Raw genomic sequence first — 16897 nt, 5'->3', positions numbered from 1 at the left:
GCTTATTCTAAATCTAAAAAATCAAGTTGCCTTAGGGCTTCAAACAAAATTATATTTGCAGAGTTTGATAGGTTCAAACTCCTGCCAAAGTCTTTTAACATAGGAATCCTTATGGCATTTTCATAATTTGCAAAAATTAAATCTTCTGGCAGACCACGAGTTTCTGGACCGAAAACGATAAAGTCCCCATCCTTGTATTCAACATCTGTGTACTTTTTCTTTGCCTTAGTCGAAGCAAGGTAGAAGTTGTTATCAGGATACTTTTCCACAAGTTCTTCATAGGAATCGTAATAAGAAATATCCACAAGATGCCAGTAGTCAAGGCCTGCCCTCTTTAGATGCGTGTCATCAACAGAAAAACCCAGGGGCCTTATGAGGTGGAGCCTTGACTGTGTAAGTCCACAAGTCCTAGCTATGGCACCTGTGTTAAAGGGAATTTCTGGTTCATAAAATACTATATTTAACATGATTTATCTCCTTCTAAAATTTCTATGGCACACTTTATCCCGTCAAGGGCAGAAGAAATTATTCCACCAGAATAACCTGCTCCCTCCCCAATGGGATAGAGGTTTTTATATTTTTCGGTCCTGTAATTTTCTCTCACAATTCTCACTGGGGAAGAAGTCCTAGTTTCAACACCAGTTAAGATTGCATCGTCACTTGCAAAGCCCTTTACCCTCTTGTCCATAACCTTTAGGGCATTTTTTATAGCCTTGTTAATAGATTCTGGATAAATTTCATTTAGGTCGGCAAAGACATATCCTGGTATAAAAGTCGGCTTGACCTTACCAAGCTTTTCTGTAACTTTACCTTCCATAAAGTCCCCTAGCCTTTGGACTGGGGCCTTGCCTCCTCCCATTTCATAGGCATTTTTTTCAATCTCATTTTGAAAGTTCATGCCAGCAAGATTTCCCTGACCATAAATTTTTTCGTCTATTGTTGCAACTACAGCCGAGTTAGAATTGTCCCCATCCCTGTCGTGGTAGGACATTCCATTTACGCAAACTTGTCCCTCAATGGAAGAGGAGTTGACAACATAGCCACCTGGGCACATGCAAAAAGTATAAACTGAATGATCAAAGTCCTTATCAGTTACATTTAATTGATAAGTTGCTCCTGGCAGTTTATCTGAATTCATCCCAAATTGAGCAAGCTCAATATCCTTTCTCAGGTGTTCAATCCTAAAGCCAACTGCAAAAGGCTTAGACTCAATAAGTCCATGGCCATCTAGGGTCCTAAAAGTGTCACGTGCAGAATTTCCAAGGGCCAAGATGTAGGCATCGGCTTTATAGTCACCCTTGTCGGTTATAATTTTACTAACCTTTCCTTCTTCAAGCTCAAAGTCCAAAAACTTCTCGCTAAAGTGGTAGGTCCCACCTAAGTCTTCAATTTCTTTTCTCATGTTTTTTATGACGTCACGCAAGATATCTGTCCCAATGTGAGGCTTTTGCTCATAGAGAATTTCTTCTGGAGCACCATGGTCAACGAAGATATCGAAAATCTTACCCATCCTCTTGTCCTTGGAACGTGAAGTCAACTTTCCATCAGAAAAAGTTCCTGCTCCACCTTCCCCAAATTGGACGTTGGACTCCTCATTTAAGACTCCTTTTTTGTGGAGTTCTTCAATGTCTTTGACCCTTTCGTCAACTGGCTTCCCCCTCTCAATTAGGGTCACTTTGACACCCTTCTTTGCAAGGAGGTAGGCTGCAAAAAGTCCTGCAGGTCCAGTTCCAACAATTACTGCTGACTTGACTCCATTTTTGTTTTCAACTTGAAGCTTCTCTTCCTTAAAGACTGCCAGATTATTCTTAAGTCTCTTTTGGACTTTCTTGTCTATTTCATCAAGATCTAAGCCAATGACAACTTGGTAGACAAAATTCAATCCCTTCCTTGCATCGAGAGATTTTTTGTAAATCTTAAAGTCAAAATCCTTCTTATTTATTTCTTTTTCTATTTTCTCCCTCAAAAACCCTTGGTCCTTGTCATAGGGAATTTTTATATTTCTTAAAATTATCATTTTTTCACCAAGGACATTATAACACGAAAAAAGTCTCTTTTATCAATTCTCACAAATGCTATAATGAAAGAGGAGGTAAATATGCAAAAAGATTATTCATACATAAAAGTTATAATTATTGCTGTCCTTCTCGCCCTTTTTGTAAGAAGCTTTCTTTTTAACGTGGTGAGAGTCCAGCAAACATCAATGTATCCAACAGTGAAGCCCAATGACATAATCCTCTCTTCTTCCCTCTACAGGTTCAAAAAAGATTACAAAAGAGGGGACATAATTGTCTTCAAGTCTCCTTCAGAGAAGAAGATGTTAATCAAAAGAATTGTTGGACTTCCTGGAGAGAAAGTCGAAATTTACGACGGATCAATTTACATTGATGGAAAAATTTTAGAAGAAAAATATTTTGAGGAAAAACCCTACACCCTGTCTCCCACAAGAGTCTTTAATGTAAAAGAAGATGAGCTCTTTGTCCTTGGCGACAACAGAAGCCCCAGAGGGTCTGTTGACTCAAGAGAATTTGGACCAATTAAGATAAAAAGTATAAGGTCCCATCCCTTCTACAGGATTTTTCCACTAAATTCAAAAAAATTTATAAATAATTATTAAAAAAGAGACCTCACTGGGTCTCTTCTTTTATTTTAGGAAGTCTCACATCAAAGACTGTCCCCCTTATTTCTCCATCTTCATTTACATTGTCACTAATCAGGACTTTGCCGCCTAACTTTTCTACAATATTTTTCACAAGATTTAGGCCAATTCCATAGCCACCAGTCTTTTTATTTCTCGATTCATCTATCCTATAAAATAAATCAAAAACTTTTTCCCTATCTTCTTCATCAATCCCAGGGCCTGTGTCTTTGACATACATAAAATAATTTTCATCATCTTCAGAGAAATCAAAGACCACATCTCCTCCATCTCTATTGTAAGAGATGGCATTCTTCCCAAGATTGTAAAGAACCCTCTCCAAGAGGATATCGCTGGTGTAAATTTCTTTACTCGCCACTTTAGAAATTATTCTTATACTTTTATCTTCAGCTAGTTCTTCCAAGTCAAAGGCAATTTCTTCCACCAAGTCTCTTATGTTAAAATTTCTTAAAACTGCATTTTCCCTTCGATTTAAAAATAAAAGTGACTCAATAATTTTTGAAATCCTGTCGATATTCTCATCAAAATTTTCCAGAAGTTCCTTTAATTCTTGGTCTTCAATTTTATTTTTCATTAGATAAATCTCAAGAGAAGACTTCATAACAGCCACTGGGGTGTTTAGCTCATGGGCAATAGATGATGACAGGGCCTTCTCCCTTGCATAGGACCCATAAATCTTATCCATAGACTTTTGAAAGGCAAGAGACAGGTCACTAATCTCCTGTGACTGACCAGGCATGTAGATATTTTCTTGGTTCCTTACATTGTCAATGTCAATTTCTTGGACCCTCTCCTTTAATTCCTTTAAGGGCTTAAGGCTTCTAGAAACTAAAAAATAATAAACCAAGGACCCAAGGGCAATGGTAGACCCCATAACTATTAGGGAAAAGTTTTTAATCTCCCTTGTGGACTTTAACTTTGAGTCTTCAAGGACAATAAAATAATCTTCATTTCCCCTCTTTGTCTCTTCCACTATAAGTTTTTCCCCTATGTCTTGGATTCTCTTTTCCTGATACCTTCCAATAATATAATTGGAAGTCGCCGTCATTATAATAAAAATTAAAATAATTGAAAGGATAAGTTTGAAGATAAGAGTATTCTTCACATTTTTAATTTTCTTCATCAATAATGTAGCCCTTTCCAATTTCATTTCTTATAATATTTTTGCCAAGCCTGTCCTTTAGCTTTCTCCTAAGAGCAGACATGTGAACCCTCACAACATTGGAGAAGAGGTCCACCTCATCATTCCAAACATGGTCCATTAACTCTTCAGCAGTTACATACCTTCCCAAATTAAAAAATAAATATTCCAAGATCCCAGCTTCCTTGGCAGTTAACTTTAGAGGCTCTTTATTTATTGTGAAGGTCCTCTTTATTGTGTCAAACTCAACTCCATGGGCCCTTATAAGAGAGTCACTAATTGAGGTCTTACGTCTCAAAAGGGACCTAATCCTCGCCTTTAATTCCTCAAAATGGAAGGGTTTTAAGATATAATCGTTGGCTCCCAGATCAAGTCCCCTAACCCTGTCGTCAACATCTGATAGGGCAGTTAACATTATGACATTGACCTCCTTGTCACGGTCTCTTATCTCTTCCAAGATTTCAAAACCATTCTTTCCAGGCAAGTTTATATCCAAGATTATAAGGTCATAAGAATTTGTAAAGGCCATAAAGGACCCCTCATCTCCGTCTAGGGCAGTATCAACTGCGTAGCCTGAGTGAACTAGACCTTCCTTGATGGACTTTAAAAGTTTTTCCTCATCTTCAACAATTAAAATTTTCATTTTTCCCTAACCCATTTTTCATGGTAGACCTTGTAATTTGGATCTTTTATTTCTGTCTTATCAACTAATTTGAAATCGTCAAAATCTGGTATAAAGGTATCAGCACCTTCCACTACTGTGTCCACTCTTGTCACAATAAGTTCGTCAATCCTATCCCAAAGGAGTTTGACAATTTCTGCCCCACCAATGACAAAGACTTCCTTGTTTGGATATTTTTTTATAATTTCATCAAGCTTTTCCTCTGAGTCTACGTAGAACAAGTCTTCCTTATCTTCTTTCTCTGACCTAGTGAAGACTACAGATATCCTATTGGGAAGTTGCCTTCCAATATCGTCAAAAGTCTTACGTCCCATTACAATAATATTATTTGTAGTGTAGTTCTTGAACATCTCAAGGTCATCATCAACAAACATAATTTGCTCGCCATCTTTGGCAATGGCATTATTATTATCAACTAAAATTAGTAGTTTCATTTCGTCCTCCTTTAATTGTCCTTAAAAATATAATATCCTAGAAGTCTCACTATGCCTAGGATTTTTTATCTTCTCTTCCTATTTAAATTTTAAATCAAATTTTCACTTGTAATTTTTTTCATTGTCTGCTATACTAATGTTGTTATGGCGACATAGCCAAGTGGTAAGGCACGGGTCTGCAACACCCTTATCACCGGTTCAAATCCGGTTGTCGCCTCCATAATAAAAAGTCTACTGAATTTTTCAGTAGATTTTTTTTTGCATTTTTTTATTTTTTATAAGTCATGAATTCTTTAGTCCCAATAATTTCTTATTAGCTCAATCTCCCTTATAAATTTAACTTTAGTCAAGAGACTCAATAGCTTCGAGGATATTCCCATCGGGATCATAAAAGTAAAGGGCCTTGCTCTTGCCAAAGCCATATTCTGTGGAGTCAAAAACTTGTGGCGAAGACATGACTCCTACTCCCTTATCAAGTAAGTCCTTATAAAATCCTTCTATATCTTCCACCCCAAAACAAAGTTCTGATATTGAAGTCTTAAAAAGTGAAGGCTCATCATCTTTAACTTCTCCTCTTTCAAACTCAATAAGTTCAACATCAGGACAGCCTTCTCCTGTCATGGGACTTAGGTAGGCAACCTTGGCCCTTATGTCTTTGCCATTGAAGAGCCTGTCTGTTGACTCACCCTCCATATACATGTATCCCTTGTAGTCAAGTCCAAGGACATCCCTATAAAATTCAATTGATCTGTCAAGGTCCCTAACCGTTAGTCCAATGTGGGCTATATTTTTTATCATTAAATTACCTCCTTAAAGGTCTTCTTCCTTAATGATAACAAGTTGCTAGGTCCTAGTCAAAATTGGACCTGGTTTTATTGAGATTATTACCATAAAAATTAATATCTTATAGAAATTTATAATTTCAAAAATATAAGTTGATGGAAACTTGGGAAGTCACAAAAAATTGTTAATCCATAAAAATTTACTAAATCACAAAAAATTACGAAACTACGAAAAATTATTAGGTCATAAATTTTTATAAACTAGTAAAAAATTATTAAGTCATGGAAATTTATTAACTAATAAGAGTTTTCTAAATCATAGTTACTTATAAGCCTACAAAAAATATGACCTGAGAAAAAATTCCCAGGTCACAAGTATTTATAAAGTTACAAAGATTTAATTAACAATAACTTATAATTAATAATTAAAAAATCCCTTCCCAATAAAAATAAACACAATAAAAAATCCACCGGCGTAGCCGGTGGTTTTGCTTTTGCGGTCCAAAGGACCTTTTTTACTAGCTGCGCCTCAAGGACGCTTGTGGTTTACCACTTGCAATCTCTACTTGCTAACCCCTAAAGTGGTCTGTATTGTCCATGGTTATCTGACCACTTAATTCATCTTCTTTAAGTTGGTTGTGAATATACTCTTTTATTGCTTTTGTATTTTTGCCTGCTGTATCTACATAGTATCCTCTGCACCAAAATTGCCTTCCCCTATATTTGTATTTTAAGCTACCCCATTTGTCATATATCATTATGCTGCTTTTCCCTTTTTAAAAATCCCATAAAACTAGACACACTCAATTTTGGTGGTATCTCTAGCAACATGTGTACATGATCTGGACAAACTTCTGCTTCTATTATGTTAACACCCTTCCAGTTGCAAAGCTCTCTTAATATTGCACCTATTTCCAATCTTTTACTTCCGTAAAATACTTTCCTTCTATATTTTGGAGCGAACACTACATGGTATTTACAATTCCATTTTGTGTGTGATAAACTATGTGTATGATTTAAATTCATAAAAAACCTCCTGTTATTTTTGTGTTCTGGTAAACCACAAATTTATTTTAACACGGAGGTCTTTTTATTTTTTGTTATTCATCGCTAAAGCTAAATTGAACCCCCGGTCCAACCGGGGGTATTCTAATTACAAAAAAACCGCAAGATAACTTGCGGCTTTTTTAGCATTTATTTAACTGTAGGGATTAATACCATCCTCTAAGTTTCATAGCTTTGTCAATTGATTGGATAGCGTACATGTAAACTCCTTCTCTAGGAACTACATCAAATTCGTCACAAACGCCGAATACGCCTTCGATAGCTTTCATCATGTCAGCTTCTTGTTTTTCTTCTACTTCAGCTTCTGTCCAGTACATTCCGTATTGGTTTTGAACCCATTCGTAGTAAGAAACTAGAACTCCACCAGAGTTAGTTAAGATGTCTGGAGTAAGTTTGATTCCTCTTTCAGTAAGAACCTTGTCTCCTTCTGGAGTTGTAGGACCGTTAGCTGCTTCACAAACTAATTTAACATTAAGTTTTTGAGCAACGTCACCAGTAATTACGTTTTCTAGAGCTGCTGGAATTAAGATATCCCATTCGCCTGTCCAGAAATCATCAGCTGAGATTTGTTTTGCATCTGGGTAGCCGATTAGTGTGTGGTGTTCGTTCTTGTAATCAAGAAGTTTTTTGAAGTCTAGTCCATTTTCATTGTATAGAGCGTAGTTTCCTTCTTTTTTGTCCCATTCAGCTAGAGCGTAAACTTTTCCGCCTTGTCTTTCAATGTTTTTAACTGTGAAAGATCCAACGTTACCGAAACCTTGAACTGCAATCTTAGCGTGTTTGAAGTCAATTCCTTCACGTTTAGCAGCTTCTCTAGTTACTACTGCAACACCAAATCCTGTTGCTTCGTTTCTTCCTTCAGATCCACCAAGTCCAACTGGTTTACCTGTGAAAGTTCCTATATCTTGTCTGTCTCCGCTTAGTTTGATGTATTCATCAATGAACCAAGACATAATTTGTCCGTTAGTGTTAACGTCTGGAGCTGGAATATCAATTCTTTCTCCAAGGTATTTGTGAAGTCCTCTTACCCAACCTCTTGAAAGTTGTTCTAATTCTCTATCAGAAAGTTCTGATGGGTCAACACAAATTCCACCTTTTCCTCCACCGTATGGAAGGCCAAGTGCGCCACCTTTGAAAGTCATCCAAAGTGAAAGAGCCTTAACTTCGTCAAGGTTTACATTTGGATGGAATCTACATCCACCTTTAGCAGGACCAACTGCTGTTGAGTGAGCTGATCTCCAACCTTTGAAAACTTTAACTGAACCATCATCCATCTTTACTGGAATAGAAATTTCAATTACTCTTTCAGGTTCTTTTAGAATTTCATAAACAGCTGGGTCACAACCTAGCTTGTCACATGCAGCCTTAACTTTTTGTTGAGCTGCTACTAACGGATTTAAAGTATCTGTCATTTTTAACACTCTCCTTTATGTATAATCATGATAACCATTTCTTACAGTCTTAATTATAGCAAATAGAAATATTAAGTTCAAGCAAGGCCACTAAGTTTAACTAATTGTTTGAAATTATAATTTTAGTTTAATCATTTTATTTTTTTTTGCCCTTATTAATTCAATTCGTAAACAATGGCCCTTTTTTTATTATTTTTAGTCTATATTTTTATTCTTAAGAAATTTATCTTTATACTTAAAAAATCTTAGATTTTTCAGTCCTGTAATCATTTTCATTAACTTGCTAAAGCCTTAAGGCTCCAAGCTTTCTCATTACATTTTACCAATTTTTTCTCCATATAAGATCCTTCTATTTAATAAATTTATAGCTTATAATTTCCTTTAATATAGTGTATCATAACAACTGAGGTGATAGTGTGAACTTACAAAAAGTTAGTCTAAAGGACTGGTTTTTTTCTAAAACATTTGGCAGGAAATTGCTTTCTGTAATCTTTTGTAGCATAATAACTGCCTTTTCAATTACATATATTATTAAACCCAACCTACTTATATCGGGAGGACTCACAGGTCTATCAATTTTGACTTCCAATGTCACAGGCCTTAGCCTTCCCCTACTAGTCTTCTTGTTGAACCTTCCAACATCAATTTTAAGTCTCATATTTTTAGATAAGGACTTTACATTTTTTTCAACCCTTGTAATTTTTCTTCTATCTATGTTCATTTCCTTTTTCGAAAAACTTGCCCCAGGATTTTATCTCACTCAGGAGCCCATCCTTGCCTGTATCTTTGGTGGCCTCTTAAATGGAATTGGCGCAGGCTTTGCCTTTAGGAATGGAACATCAACTGGTGGTCTCGACATAATAGCCGCTATATTAAAGAAGAAATTTAACATAACTATTGGCAACGTCCTAATGGCCATTAACCTCATAATAGTTTCTTGCCTTGGTTACCTTTACTCCATTGACAAGGTTCTATTCACACTTATCCTAATGTTTATTAACTACACTGTTATTGATAGGATCCAATTGGGAGTTGGCAAGCAAAAGCAAGTCCTAATTATTTCTGATTATAATGAAGAGATTGCAAAGGAAATTTATGCAGAAGTCCACAGGGGAGCAACTTATATTAAGGGAGTGACTTCCTACAAGAAGAAGGACGTCTACATCCTCTACGTTGTCTGCTCTTCAAGACAACTTGTCAAGCTTAGGCAAATAGTAAAACACACTGACAAGGATGCCTTTGTCACAGTTTCTGACACATCAGAAATCCTTGGCAATGGCTTCAAGGAAATTTCAATTTAATTTTACGAAATAAAAAAACCACGATTATCAAGTCGTGGTTTTTGTTATTTTTACAAGCTTATTTAGTTTTTTAATTTTCTAGTTTTTCATGGCTCCATAATAATCTACAAAGTCACATTTTTCTATAAATTTATTAAGATTTACAAAGTCACATTTTTTTCACGACTTTATAATAATTTACTAACTCATAATTTTTCATAACTTCATAATAATTTATAAAGTCACAAACATTTATAAATTCAAGCCATTTGTCCTGCTGCCAAGTAAATCCAAATCAAGACCCAGTCGTAAATCATGTGGACTAGGTAAGTCACTGTCAAGTTCTTTGACAAGACATAGGACATGGAAAGTCCAGTTCTAATTATGGAAATCACAAGGACTGCCTGGACAATGTTGAAGTTGTAAGTTGAAAGGTGCATGGCCCCAAAAATCACTGATGACACAAGTATTGCCACAAAGGTCTTTAACTTATCATTCTTTGTCCTCATCTTGTTAATAACAAACAAGAAGGGGATGATAAAGATAATTTCCTCGGCAATAAACTGAACCATAGTGGAAACAATAAACCTCTTTATATTTTCATCAGTCAAAATATCAAAAATTGGATTAGCTGAACCTTGGACTCCCATTTGAGCCATTACAATTGATGCAAAAATTACTGCCACAAAAGAAAATCCAAGTCCTATTAATATATATAAGAGGTCTTTCATCTTGAGGGGCAAGAAAATTTTTAAAATAAATCTCCTGTCCACCACCCAAAGGGACATTAGGGACAAGACACTTATCAAAAGGGCCATGAGGATTTCATTTTCAATCCCAAAAAGAGCAAAGACCAAGCTAACTAAGAAGAAGGACCCTATGGCAAGGAAGAGGGACAGGACCCACTTCCAAGTCTTGGCTTCTATTCTTGGATAAGTCCTTTTATACTTATTCAAATTCAATCAGCCCTTCTTCAGTCAAAAGATATTCCAAGGCTTTATCATAATCTTCGTGAACAAGGCTTTCCACATATTGGTCAGAATATCCAATCCCCATCCTCACTGTGTCTACCTTGGCGAAGAACTTGTCATAGTAGCCTCCACCGTAGCCAAGCCTGTATCCTTCCTTGTCAAAGGCAAGTCCCGGTGTAATAGTTAAGTCCACATCTGTCACTTCATCTCCAGATTTTGGTTCCAAGATTCCCATCTTGTTTGGCTCAAGGTCATCAATCCCCTTTACTTCAACAGCAATCATCTCACTGCCCTTTACAAGGGGAACTAAAAGTTTCTTCCCATCAGCCAAGATGTCTTCAATTATTCCTCTTGTATCAACTTCAGACTTATAAGAGATAAAAACAAAAACAGATTTTGCCTTCTTGTAGATATCAAGTTGTCGCAAGTTATCTCTTATTAGCCTATCCTTACCTTCCTTGTCCTCAACATCTGCTCTTACTTTTGTATATTTCTTTCTCAATTCTTTTTTATCCATTAAAATTCTCCTTGTTCTCACAAATCTCTAGGTAATCACAATTCTTGCAGTCACTTGAAGACTCATAGTCCCCAGACCTTATAGAAGAAGCCAGTCTCCCTATCTCATCTTCAAATTTATTTAGGAGTTCATTTAAGTCTTCCTCTGTGAAATAATATTGTCCCCTATCGTCCTTTGGCAGGATGTCGGAATTTTTTATCACAGTGGAAACTTCTCCCCTCTTGACTGACCCGTAGGCCGCCATCGATATATTCTTACCCAGTTTTTTTCTACCTATAGCATAAAGAGGCATTTGGAAGGACTTTAGCTCTTCAATTTCTTTTTTCTTTTTCACCGAAGACCTCTTGTAGTCCATGAGGATTTCATTGTCACCAAGGGCATCAATCCTGTCAATCCTTCCCCTTATCTTTAGACCAGCAATTTCAGTTTCAAAGCCCTCTTCAAAATAAGCTGGCTTGTAACCATACTTGGCCTGGCCCTCCAAGTCCTTCTTTATATAATCTCCAAGGATCCTTTGAGAATTTAGGACAGAAACTTTATCCAAGAAGGAAAGATCATCAAAGTCTCCAAGATTTTCAACTTCCAAAATAATTTTTAACAAACTGTCTTCATTAAAGTCATCTTCTTTTTTGAAATACTTTTCCAAAACCCTGTGGTATTTTTCTCCCAGGTCAAGATAAAACCTGTCTTCATAATCTTTTTCCAACTTGCCTATCCTGTAGACCCTCTCAAAGAGAAAGCGTCTCGGGCAGTCCTTTAGGATGTCAAAGTCCGTTACAGAGTAAGGCCTTTCAGAAATCTTCTTGTTAATTTCCCCAAGCTCTCTATCATCAATTATATAATTGTGGTCCTTGACCTCCCTTGTCCTGTAAAGCCTTCCCGTCTCATAAATTTTCTCAACTTCAAGGACTTCTAGGTCCAAGTCAAAAATTAAAGAGTTTAAGACTTTTGAAAAACCTCTTTCCCTATCGCCAGTTAGGATCAAGACCTTTTCTGCCACAAGTAAATCATAAATCAAATAAAAATAGTCTCTCTTAAAATTATCCCTTACAAGTCCAAGGTCTTCCATGGCCCCTTGAGTCTCCTTCTTGTAGATGAAATTTGCCTTCTTGTCCTCTTGGTAGGAGTGGTCAAAGCCTATTAATATTAAATTTTTAAAGCCCCTATAATAATTGGAAGCCTGACTTGAGATTTCTAGACCTTCAAGGTTTTGGACCTCATCAAGCCTAATCTTTTCCATATATTTTTTTAATATCAAGACAAAGTCATCAAGGTCTATGGACTCATAAAAATCTCCCAAGCCCTCCATTTTTATAAGGACCTCATCAAGTTCTTCCAAAAATCTCCCGTCACGTCTTCTTGGACTTTCAGGATTTCTCTTTAAGTCATTTTCAATTTTTCCCCTGGCAGTCTCCAGATAGTTTTTGAAAAATTCCAGATAATAAGTCACATCTTCCTTTTGAAGAATATTCTCATCCTGAAGAAGTTGGACTCCACTTAAAAAATCATCCAGTTCTCCCTCATTTAGCCTAAGGTCCTTGATCCTAGAAAAATCTATGTCTCCTAAATTTTTAAAATTATAGGCCATAAGACTTGCTTCTAGATTTGTGACATCAAGTGGCAAAGGGAAATAGGAAAGACGAACTCTTTTCAAGGTATTTTCCTTGGACTTGTCGAGAAAATAATCTAAAAGCGTGATAAATTCCCTTTCAAGTAGGGACCTTTCCTTCCTTGGAAGGTTAAATTCTAGACCTTCAAAGCCTTCCCTTTGGCGAACTTTTTCTGAAAGACTAGGAGAACCACTTAAAATTGTCAGGTCACTAACTTTTTCTTCCTTTAAAAGTAACTTCAAGTTAGAAAAAAATAAGTTATAAAAATTATCTTTTGAAGACAATATTTTTATCTTTTCTCTATCAATTTCCTTTTTGTAATCAAGACCTTCTCTTTCCTCAAGTTCAAAGCCAAGGCCTTGCAAATTTTTTATAAGTCCATCCACAAGGTCTGACTCCATAAAATTAAAGGGGATGTCTATAAAAATATTTTTCCCATCAAGTCCCGACAAAATTTTTATTATCTCTTCTTCGGACTTGCCAAACTCCAAAAATCCAGAAATAATTATGGTGTCAAACCTAGTCCCCCTAATGGCCTCTTCCTTGACTCTCCCGTAAATGTCAAAGGACCTGGCTGCAAAATATTCCCTATAAATATCAAAGACTCTCCCCAAATCTTTGAAAATTTTCCCGGGAATCTTCTCAATATCACTTGATCCCAAATAATTTTCTGCAATGTCATCAAAAAAATCCAAAATTATATCCACAGTTTCTGGAAAAATTTTAAGATCACTTAAGTTTTCCTTGAGAATCTTTGAAAGGACAAGGTATTTTAAAACAGAATCAGGCCTCTTTGCCCTATTTCTTCTTCCAATTCCATCAAAGGTCTCGAACTCAGTCTTATTTATGTCCATGCCCCTGCCCAGCATGTCCCTTATGTAAAAATTTATGGCAGATTGAGAGGGCAAGATAAATAAAGTCCTCTCGCCCTTTAATTTTTCAAATCCTAAGTCTTCCCTGGGAGACCTAAAAATTATTTTCTTCATTTAATAAATCACCTAAATTTATCTTAAAAATATCCTCGGCTATGGTCTTCATCTTTCCATCAGGTAGGTAGACAAAGGACTTGTCTTTTAGATTTTTAAAATCATCTGACTCAAAAACTATGGCATAATTGTGGAGGAACTGCGAGTCCAGTCCCCTCTCCCTAAAGACCTTGTTGGTCCTAGGGTCCCCATACTTCCTGTCCCCAACAATGGCGAGGCCCTCTTCCTTCAAGGATGCCCTAATTTGGTGGGTCCTGCCAGTAATTAGGTTGACAGAAAGAAATGAGTAGTCTTTGTTAGACTTAAGGACCCTAAACTTTGTAAGAGACCTCTTGCCCTCATCTCTTGAGGCCTTTTTCATGACATTGTTCCCAGTCTTTTTAAGGTTGATGTCAACATCAAAATCTTTTTTGACTTCTCCAGCCACAAGAGTGACATAGAGTTTTTTTATCTCCCTATTTTTTATGGCCTTATTCAAGTCCTGCAAGGATTTCAAATTCTTTGCCCCAATTAAAATGCCAGAAGTGTTCCTGTCAAGCCTGTTGACAAAGGCAGGCCTAAAGGATTTCTCCAGCCTTGGATTATAATCTCCCTTGGCAATGAGATAGTCCACCATCCTGTCAAGGGCATTGTCCTGGTATCCCTTAGAATCATTGTGAGTGAGCATGTTGATGGGCTTCTTCACAAGTATTATGTCATCATCCTCATACAAAATATCTGGCAGTTTAGAATTTTTTGACTTCCTTATATCTTTTTTGAACTTCTCAATAGTTTCCTCTGCCAAAAATAATTTTATCTCGTCCCCATCACTTAAGATGTCCTCGGGCTTGGCCTTCTTCCCATTGACTTTAATGTTTTTCTTTCTCAAATTTTTATAAATAAAGGAAAGAGGAGCCTTTTCAAAATAGATTTTCAAAAACCTATCCAGCCTTCTTCCCTCGTCATTTTTATTAATAATAATTTTTCTCATAAAATCTCCAAACTTTTCATTTTAAGCCTTTGCTGATATAATTATATCAAAACATGATGAAAAGAGGTTTATTTTGAATAATTTTAACAAAGGCAAGCTCTTTTTTATTAAACTCTGCCAAGTTTTATTATCAATACTTTTCTTCTTATTCCTAATTTTTGTAATCAAGTGGAGGATGGATTCCCTTTACCTAAATTCAATTTCCACAAAAGATATAAAAATTGGAATAGTTGACGAAGTTAAAAAAACTTATGGAGAGATCCTTGTAGCAACAGGCCTAAGAGAAGAAAAAGCTGTTAAGCCCGTTGTCCTATTGGATGAAGATAAAAAAGACGAAGAAGATGAAAATGTAAATACCTTTACAGTTCCTGAAGGAACAAATCTAGATAGCCTTGGAGAACTTTTAATTTCCAAGGGTCTAATCGCAGACATGGCAACTTATAAGGACCTTGCAGAAGATATGCAAATTGGGGACAAGATTGTCCCAGGAGCCTATGAGTTTGACAAGGACATGAAGGTAAAAGAAATCCTTGCAGAAATTGCAGGCATTGAACTCAAGACTTACAAGCTAAACATAGCTGAAGGCGAAGGACCTGCCCAAGTAGGCAAAAAGCTACTTGACCTAGGAGCCATAGAATCAGACAAGGCCTTCGTGGAAGAATGCAATAGATTGGGAGTCGCTAGCTTCCAACCAGGCGACCACGAATTTACCATGCCATCAAAAGTAGAAAATGTAATAAGAGAACTTACACAAAATTAAAAAAATCATAACCACCGGCTGAGCCGGTGGTTTGTTTTGCCCCTATAAGGGGCTGTTACCGGCAGCATTCCATGCTTCGAACTTTCTTTCTCGTGCACCAATTTTCACAGCTGGTGCTAAAGCACCTTATTTTTTGCTTTTGTTTACTTGCTCACCCGTAAACGGGTCAACAAATTCTTTAATGCTTATTTGATCTGCCATGTAATCTTCTTTTAATTGATTTTTTATATATTCTTGTATCTTTTTCACATTCTTTCCTGCTGTGTCTACATAGTATCCTCTGCACCAAAAATGTCTATTTCCATATTTATATTTTAAGTTTGCATGCCTATCAAATATTATTAGACTGCTTTTTCCTTTTAAATATCCCATCGTTTGAGATATGCTGTATTTTGGTGGAATTTCCAACAACATATGGATATGGTCTGGACAGCATTCCGCTTCTATTATATTTATTCCTTTTCTATCACATAAATCTCTTAATATTTTTCCTATATCTTGTTTTAATCTTCCATATATTAATTGCCTTCTGTATTTTGGAGCAAATACTACGTGATACTTACAATTCCATGATGTATGTGATAAACTATTTTTATCCATTTTAGGATACCTCCCTTTTCTATTTATGCTACTGCCAGTAACATTAATAGTTTATCACGGGAGGTTTTTTGCTTGAAGCTAAAGCTTATTTTCCTACCACCAGCATAGCTGGTGGTTTATTCATACTAAAGCGTACAATGAGAAAAATCTGTAGGAAACTACAGATTTTTTTATTTTTATAAAATTGTAAAATCTTAAAAAAAAGTTTTTAAAAGCTGACGCTTTTATATGTCTTATTGGAGGGGCTTAGGGGCATCGTGAAGCTTATAAGTAGAGACTTCGTCTTTAAAAACTAAAGCTTTAGATTGCTTTATAAAGATTTCATCTTTTAAAAAAACTTTTGTAAAGCAGAGCTTTACGGTTTCATATTGGAGGGGATTTATACCCATTCGGGCACGAGTGGCTTATTAGATCGCCCTTACCTGTGCCTGCGTGGCATCCCCTCCAAACCTCCCCTGAACACCCCCAACGACCTGGCAGGGGCCTTTGCCTACAACCCCGATCGGCAGCCATCCTAAAAATTCAAAACTTGCTCGCTTCAAATTGTTTCAAGCAAAAAACTAATAATCAATAGAGTCGAAACCACCTGACTCTTTTTTTATTTGCGAGCTTCGCGTGAACCTAATCAACTCAAAGTTCGCTACGCTCCTTTTCCTTGTAAGGTTCATCGACTGAGCAATAAATTGCTCAAGCACATTGAATTTTTTGACGGCTGTCTTGCCTTTCGGGGTTCTTCTCCTTATGTTTACGGTTTTACCTCTACATGGTTTTAAACTTATGTAAAGTTACTTAACAAAACATAACAATCTTAATAAATCTTTCATTAAAAAAACTTAAACAATAAAATGTTAAGCTTTATCTTTTTATAAATTTCTATTTAATTGTGACCTTGTATTTTTTTATAACTTCGTGACAAACTATGACTTAAGGATTAAATGTGAGCTTGTATTTTTTTATGACTTCTTAAGAAATTATGACTTGATAATTAGTTGTAGGGTGATAACTTTTCACAACTTCACTACAAAATT

At 36.2% G+C, this 16897-nt stretch carries 15 protein-coding genes, 1 tRNA gene and 1 pseudogene; 4 read left to right on the top strand and 13 right to left on the bottom strand.

The window, feature by feature from the left end:
• Positions 1–2 precede the first annotated feature (2 nt).
• Both DRZ96_RS05850 and DRZ96_RS05845 read right to left on the bottom strand, forming a co-directional pair.
• Positions 3–467 (bottom strand): tRNA (cytidine(34)-2'-O)-methyltransferase, encoded by a 465-nt coding sequence (locus DRZ96_RS05850; protein ID WP_112889937.1) that lies wholly within the window; start codon positions 465–467, stop codon positions 3–5.
• Complete coding sequence (locus tag DRZ96_RS05845; protein ID WP_112889936.1) at positions 461–2017, bottom strand: NAD(P)/FAD-dependent oxidoreductase; 1557 nt, start codon at positions 2015–2017, stop codon at positions 461–463. Before DRZ96_RS05845 ends, DRZ96_RS05850 begins: the two co-directional genes overlap by 7 nt.
• Positions 2018–2098: 81 nt before the next feature.
• Between DRZ96_RS05845 and lepB the strand changes: the two genes are divergently transcribed.
• Positions 2099–2617 carry a signal peptidase I gene (gene lepB, locus DRZ96_RS05840; protein WP_112889935.1) on the top strand — a complete coding sequence of 173 codons (519 nt, stop codon included), beginning with the start codon at positions 2099–2101 and terminating at the stop codon, positions 2615–2617.
• 10 nt (positions 2618–2627) lie between these two features.
• Here lepB and DRZ96_RS05835 read toward each other — a convergent pair whose 3' ends face one another.
• Genes DRZ96_RS05835 through DRZ96_RS05825 form a run of 3 tightly spaced genes read right to left on the bottom strand, consistent with a single transcriptional unit; the run spans position 2628 to position 4916 of the window.
• Entirely contained in the window at positions 2628–3782 is a 1155-nt protein-coding gene (locus tag DRZ96_RS05835) for a sensor histidine kinase (RefSeq protein ID WP_112889934.1), read from the bottom strand.
• Positions 3769–4443: a response regulator transcription factor gene (locus DRZ96_RS05830; protein ID WP_112889933.1), complete on the bottom strand. Its 675-nt coding sequence runs from the start codon at positions 4441–4443 to the stop codon at positions 3769–3771. Before DRZ96_RS05830 ends, DRZ96_RS05835 begins: the two co-directional genes overlap by 14 nt.
• Positions 4440–4916: a dihydrofolate reductase gene (locus DRZ96_RS05825; RefSeq protein ID WP_112889932.1), complete on the bottom strand. Its 477-nt coding sequence runs from the start codon at positions 4914–4916 to the stop codon at positions 4440–4442. The genes DRZ96_RS05830 and DRZ96_RS05825 overlap by 4 nt, the downstream gene beginning before the upstream one ends.
• Positions 4917–5062: 146 nt before the next feature.
• Here DRZ96_RS05825 and DRZ96_RS05820 point away from each other — a divergent pair.
• Positions 5063–5136, top strand: a tRNA-Cys gene (locus tag DRZ96_RS05820).
• A gap of 122 nt (positions 5137–5258) precedes the next feature.
• On the opposite strand, the gene DRZ96_RS05815 is transcribed toward DRZ96_RS05820, so the two are convergent.
• From DRZ96_RS05815 to DRZ96_RS05805, 3 genes and pseudogenes are all read right to left on the bottom strand, one after another.
• Positions 5259–5714 (bottom strand): VOC family protein, encoded by a 456-nt coding sequence (locus tag DRZ96_RS05815; protein ID WP_070702394.1) that lies wholly within the window; start codon positions 5712–5714, stop codon positions 5259–5261.
• A 553-nt stretch (positions 5715–6267) separates the two neighbouring features.
• Positions 6268–6724 (bottom strand): annotated as a pseudogene (gene tnpA / locus DRZ96_RS05810) (IS200/IS605 family transposase).
• Positions 6725–6909: 185 nt separating this feature from the next.
• Positions 6910–8175 carry a Glu/Leu/Phe/Val family dehydrogenase gene (locus DRZ96_RS05805; RefSeq protein WP_112889931.1) on the bottom strand — a complete coding sequence of 422 codons (1266 nt, stop codon included), beginning with the start codon at positions 8173–8175 and terminating at the stop codon, positions 6910–6912.
• A gap of 416 nt (positions 8176–8591) precedes the next feature.
• Between DRZ96_RS05805 and DRZ96_RS05800 the strand changes: the two genes are divergently transcribed.
• Positions 8592–9476, top strand: coding sequence for a YitT family protein (locus DRZ96_RS05800; RefSeq protein WP_112889930.1), 885 nt, complete (start codon positions 8592–8594; stop codon positions 9474–9476).
• A 239-nt stretch (positions 9477–9715) separates the two neighbouring features.
• On the opposite strand, the gene DRZ96_RS05795 is transcribed toward DRZ96_RS05800, so the two are convergent.
• Genes DRZ96_RS05795 through DRZ96_RS05780 form a run of 4 tightly spaced genes read right to left on the bottom strand, consistent with a single transcriptional unit; the run spans position 9716 to position 14509 of the window.
• Positions 9716–10411 carry a CPBP family intramembrane glutamic endopeptidase gene (locus DRZ96_RS05795; protein ID WP_112890577.1) on the bottom strand — a complete coding sequence of 232 codons (696 nt, stop codon included), beginning with the start codon at positions 10409–10411 and terminating at the stop codon, positions 9716–9718.
• Positions 10404–10943, bottom strand: a complete 540-nt coding sequence (locus DRZ96_RS05790) for a 5-formyltetrahydrofolate cyclo-ligase (RefSeq protein WP_112889929.1) — start codon at positions 10941–10943, stop codon at positions 10404–10406. The genes DRZ96_RS05795 and DRZ96_RS05790 overlap by 8 nt, the downstream gene beginning before the upstream one ends.
• The gene (locus DRZ96_RS05785) at positions 10936–13539 is read right to left on the bottom strand and encodes a PD-(D/E)XK nuclease family protein (RefSeq protein ID WP_112889928.1); all 2604 of its coding nucleotides are present in this window, start codon (positions 13537–13539) and stop codon (positions 10936–10938) included. The genes DRZ96_RS05790 and DRZ96_RS05785 overlap by 8 nt, the downstream gene beginning before the upstream one ends.
• Positions 13520–14509: an RluA family pseudouridine synthase gene (locus DRZ96_RS05780; RefSeq protein ID WP_112889927.1), complete on the bottom strand. Its 990-nt coding sequence runs from the start codon at positions 14507–14509 to the stop codon at positions 13520–13522. Before DRZ96_RS05780 ends, DRZ96_RS05785 begins: the two co-directional genes overlap by 20 nt.
• A gap of 73 nt (positions 14510–14582) precedes the next feature.
• On the opposite strand from DRZ96_RS05780, the gene DRZ96_RS05775 reads away from it, so the two are divergent.
• On the top strand, positions 14583–15269 hold the full coding sequence (locus tag DRZ96_RS05775) for an endolytic transglycosylase MltG (RefSeq protein WP_112889926.1): 687 nt from the start codon (positions 14583–14585) through the stop codon (positions 15267–15269).
• A gap of 126 nt (positions 15270–15395) precedes the next feature.
• Here the strand turns inward: DRZ96_RS05775 and tnpA (DRZ96_RS05770) are convergent, their stop codons facing one another.
• A complete protein-coding gene (gene tnpA, locus DRZ96_RS05770) occupies positions 15396–15869 on the bottom strand; it encodes an IS200/IS605 family transposase (protein WP_112889581.1) in 474 nt (157 codons plus the stop codon).
• Between the last annotated feature and the right edge of the window lie 1028 nt (positions 15870–16897).

It is taken from the genome of Peptoniphilus harei, assembly GCF_900454685.1.
GTDB lineage: Bacteria > Bacillota > Clostridia > Tissierellales > Peptoniphilaceae > Peptoniphilus_A > Peptoniphilus_A harei.
This window is presented reverse-complemented; position numbering and strand designations above follow the sequence as displayed.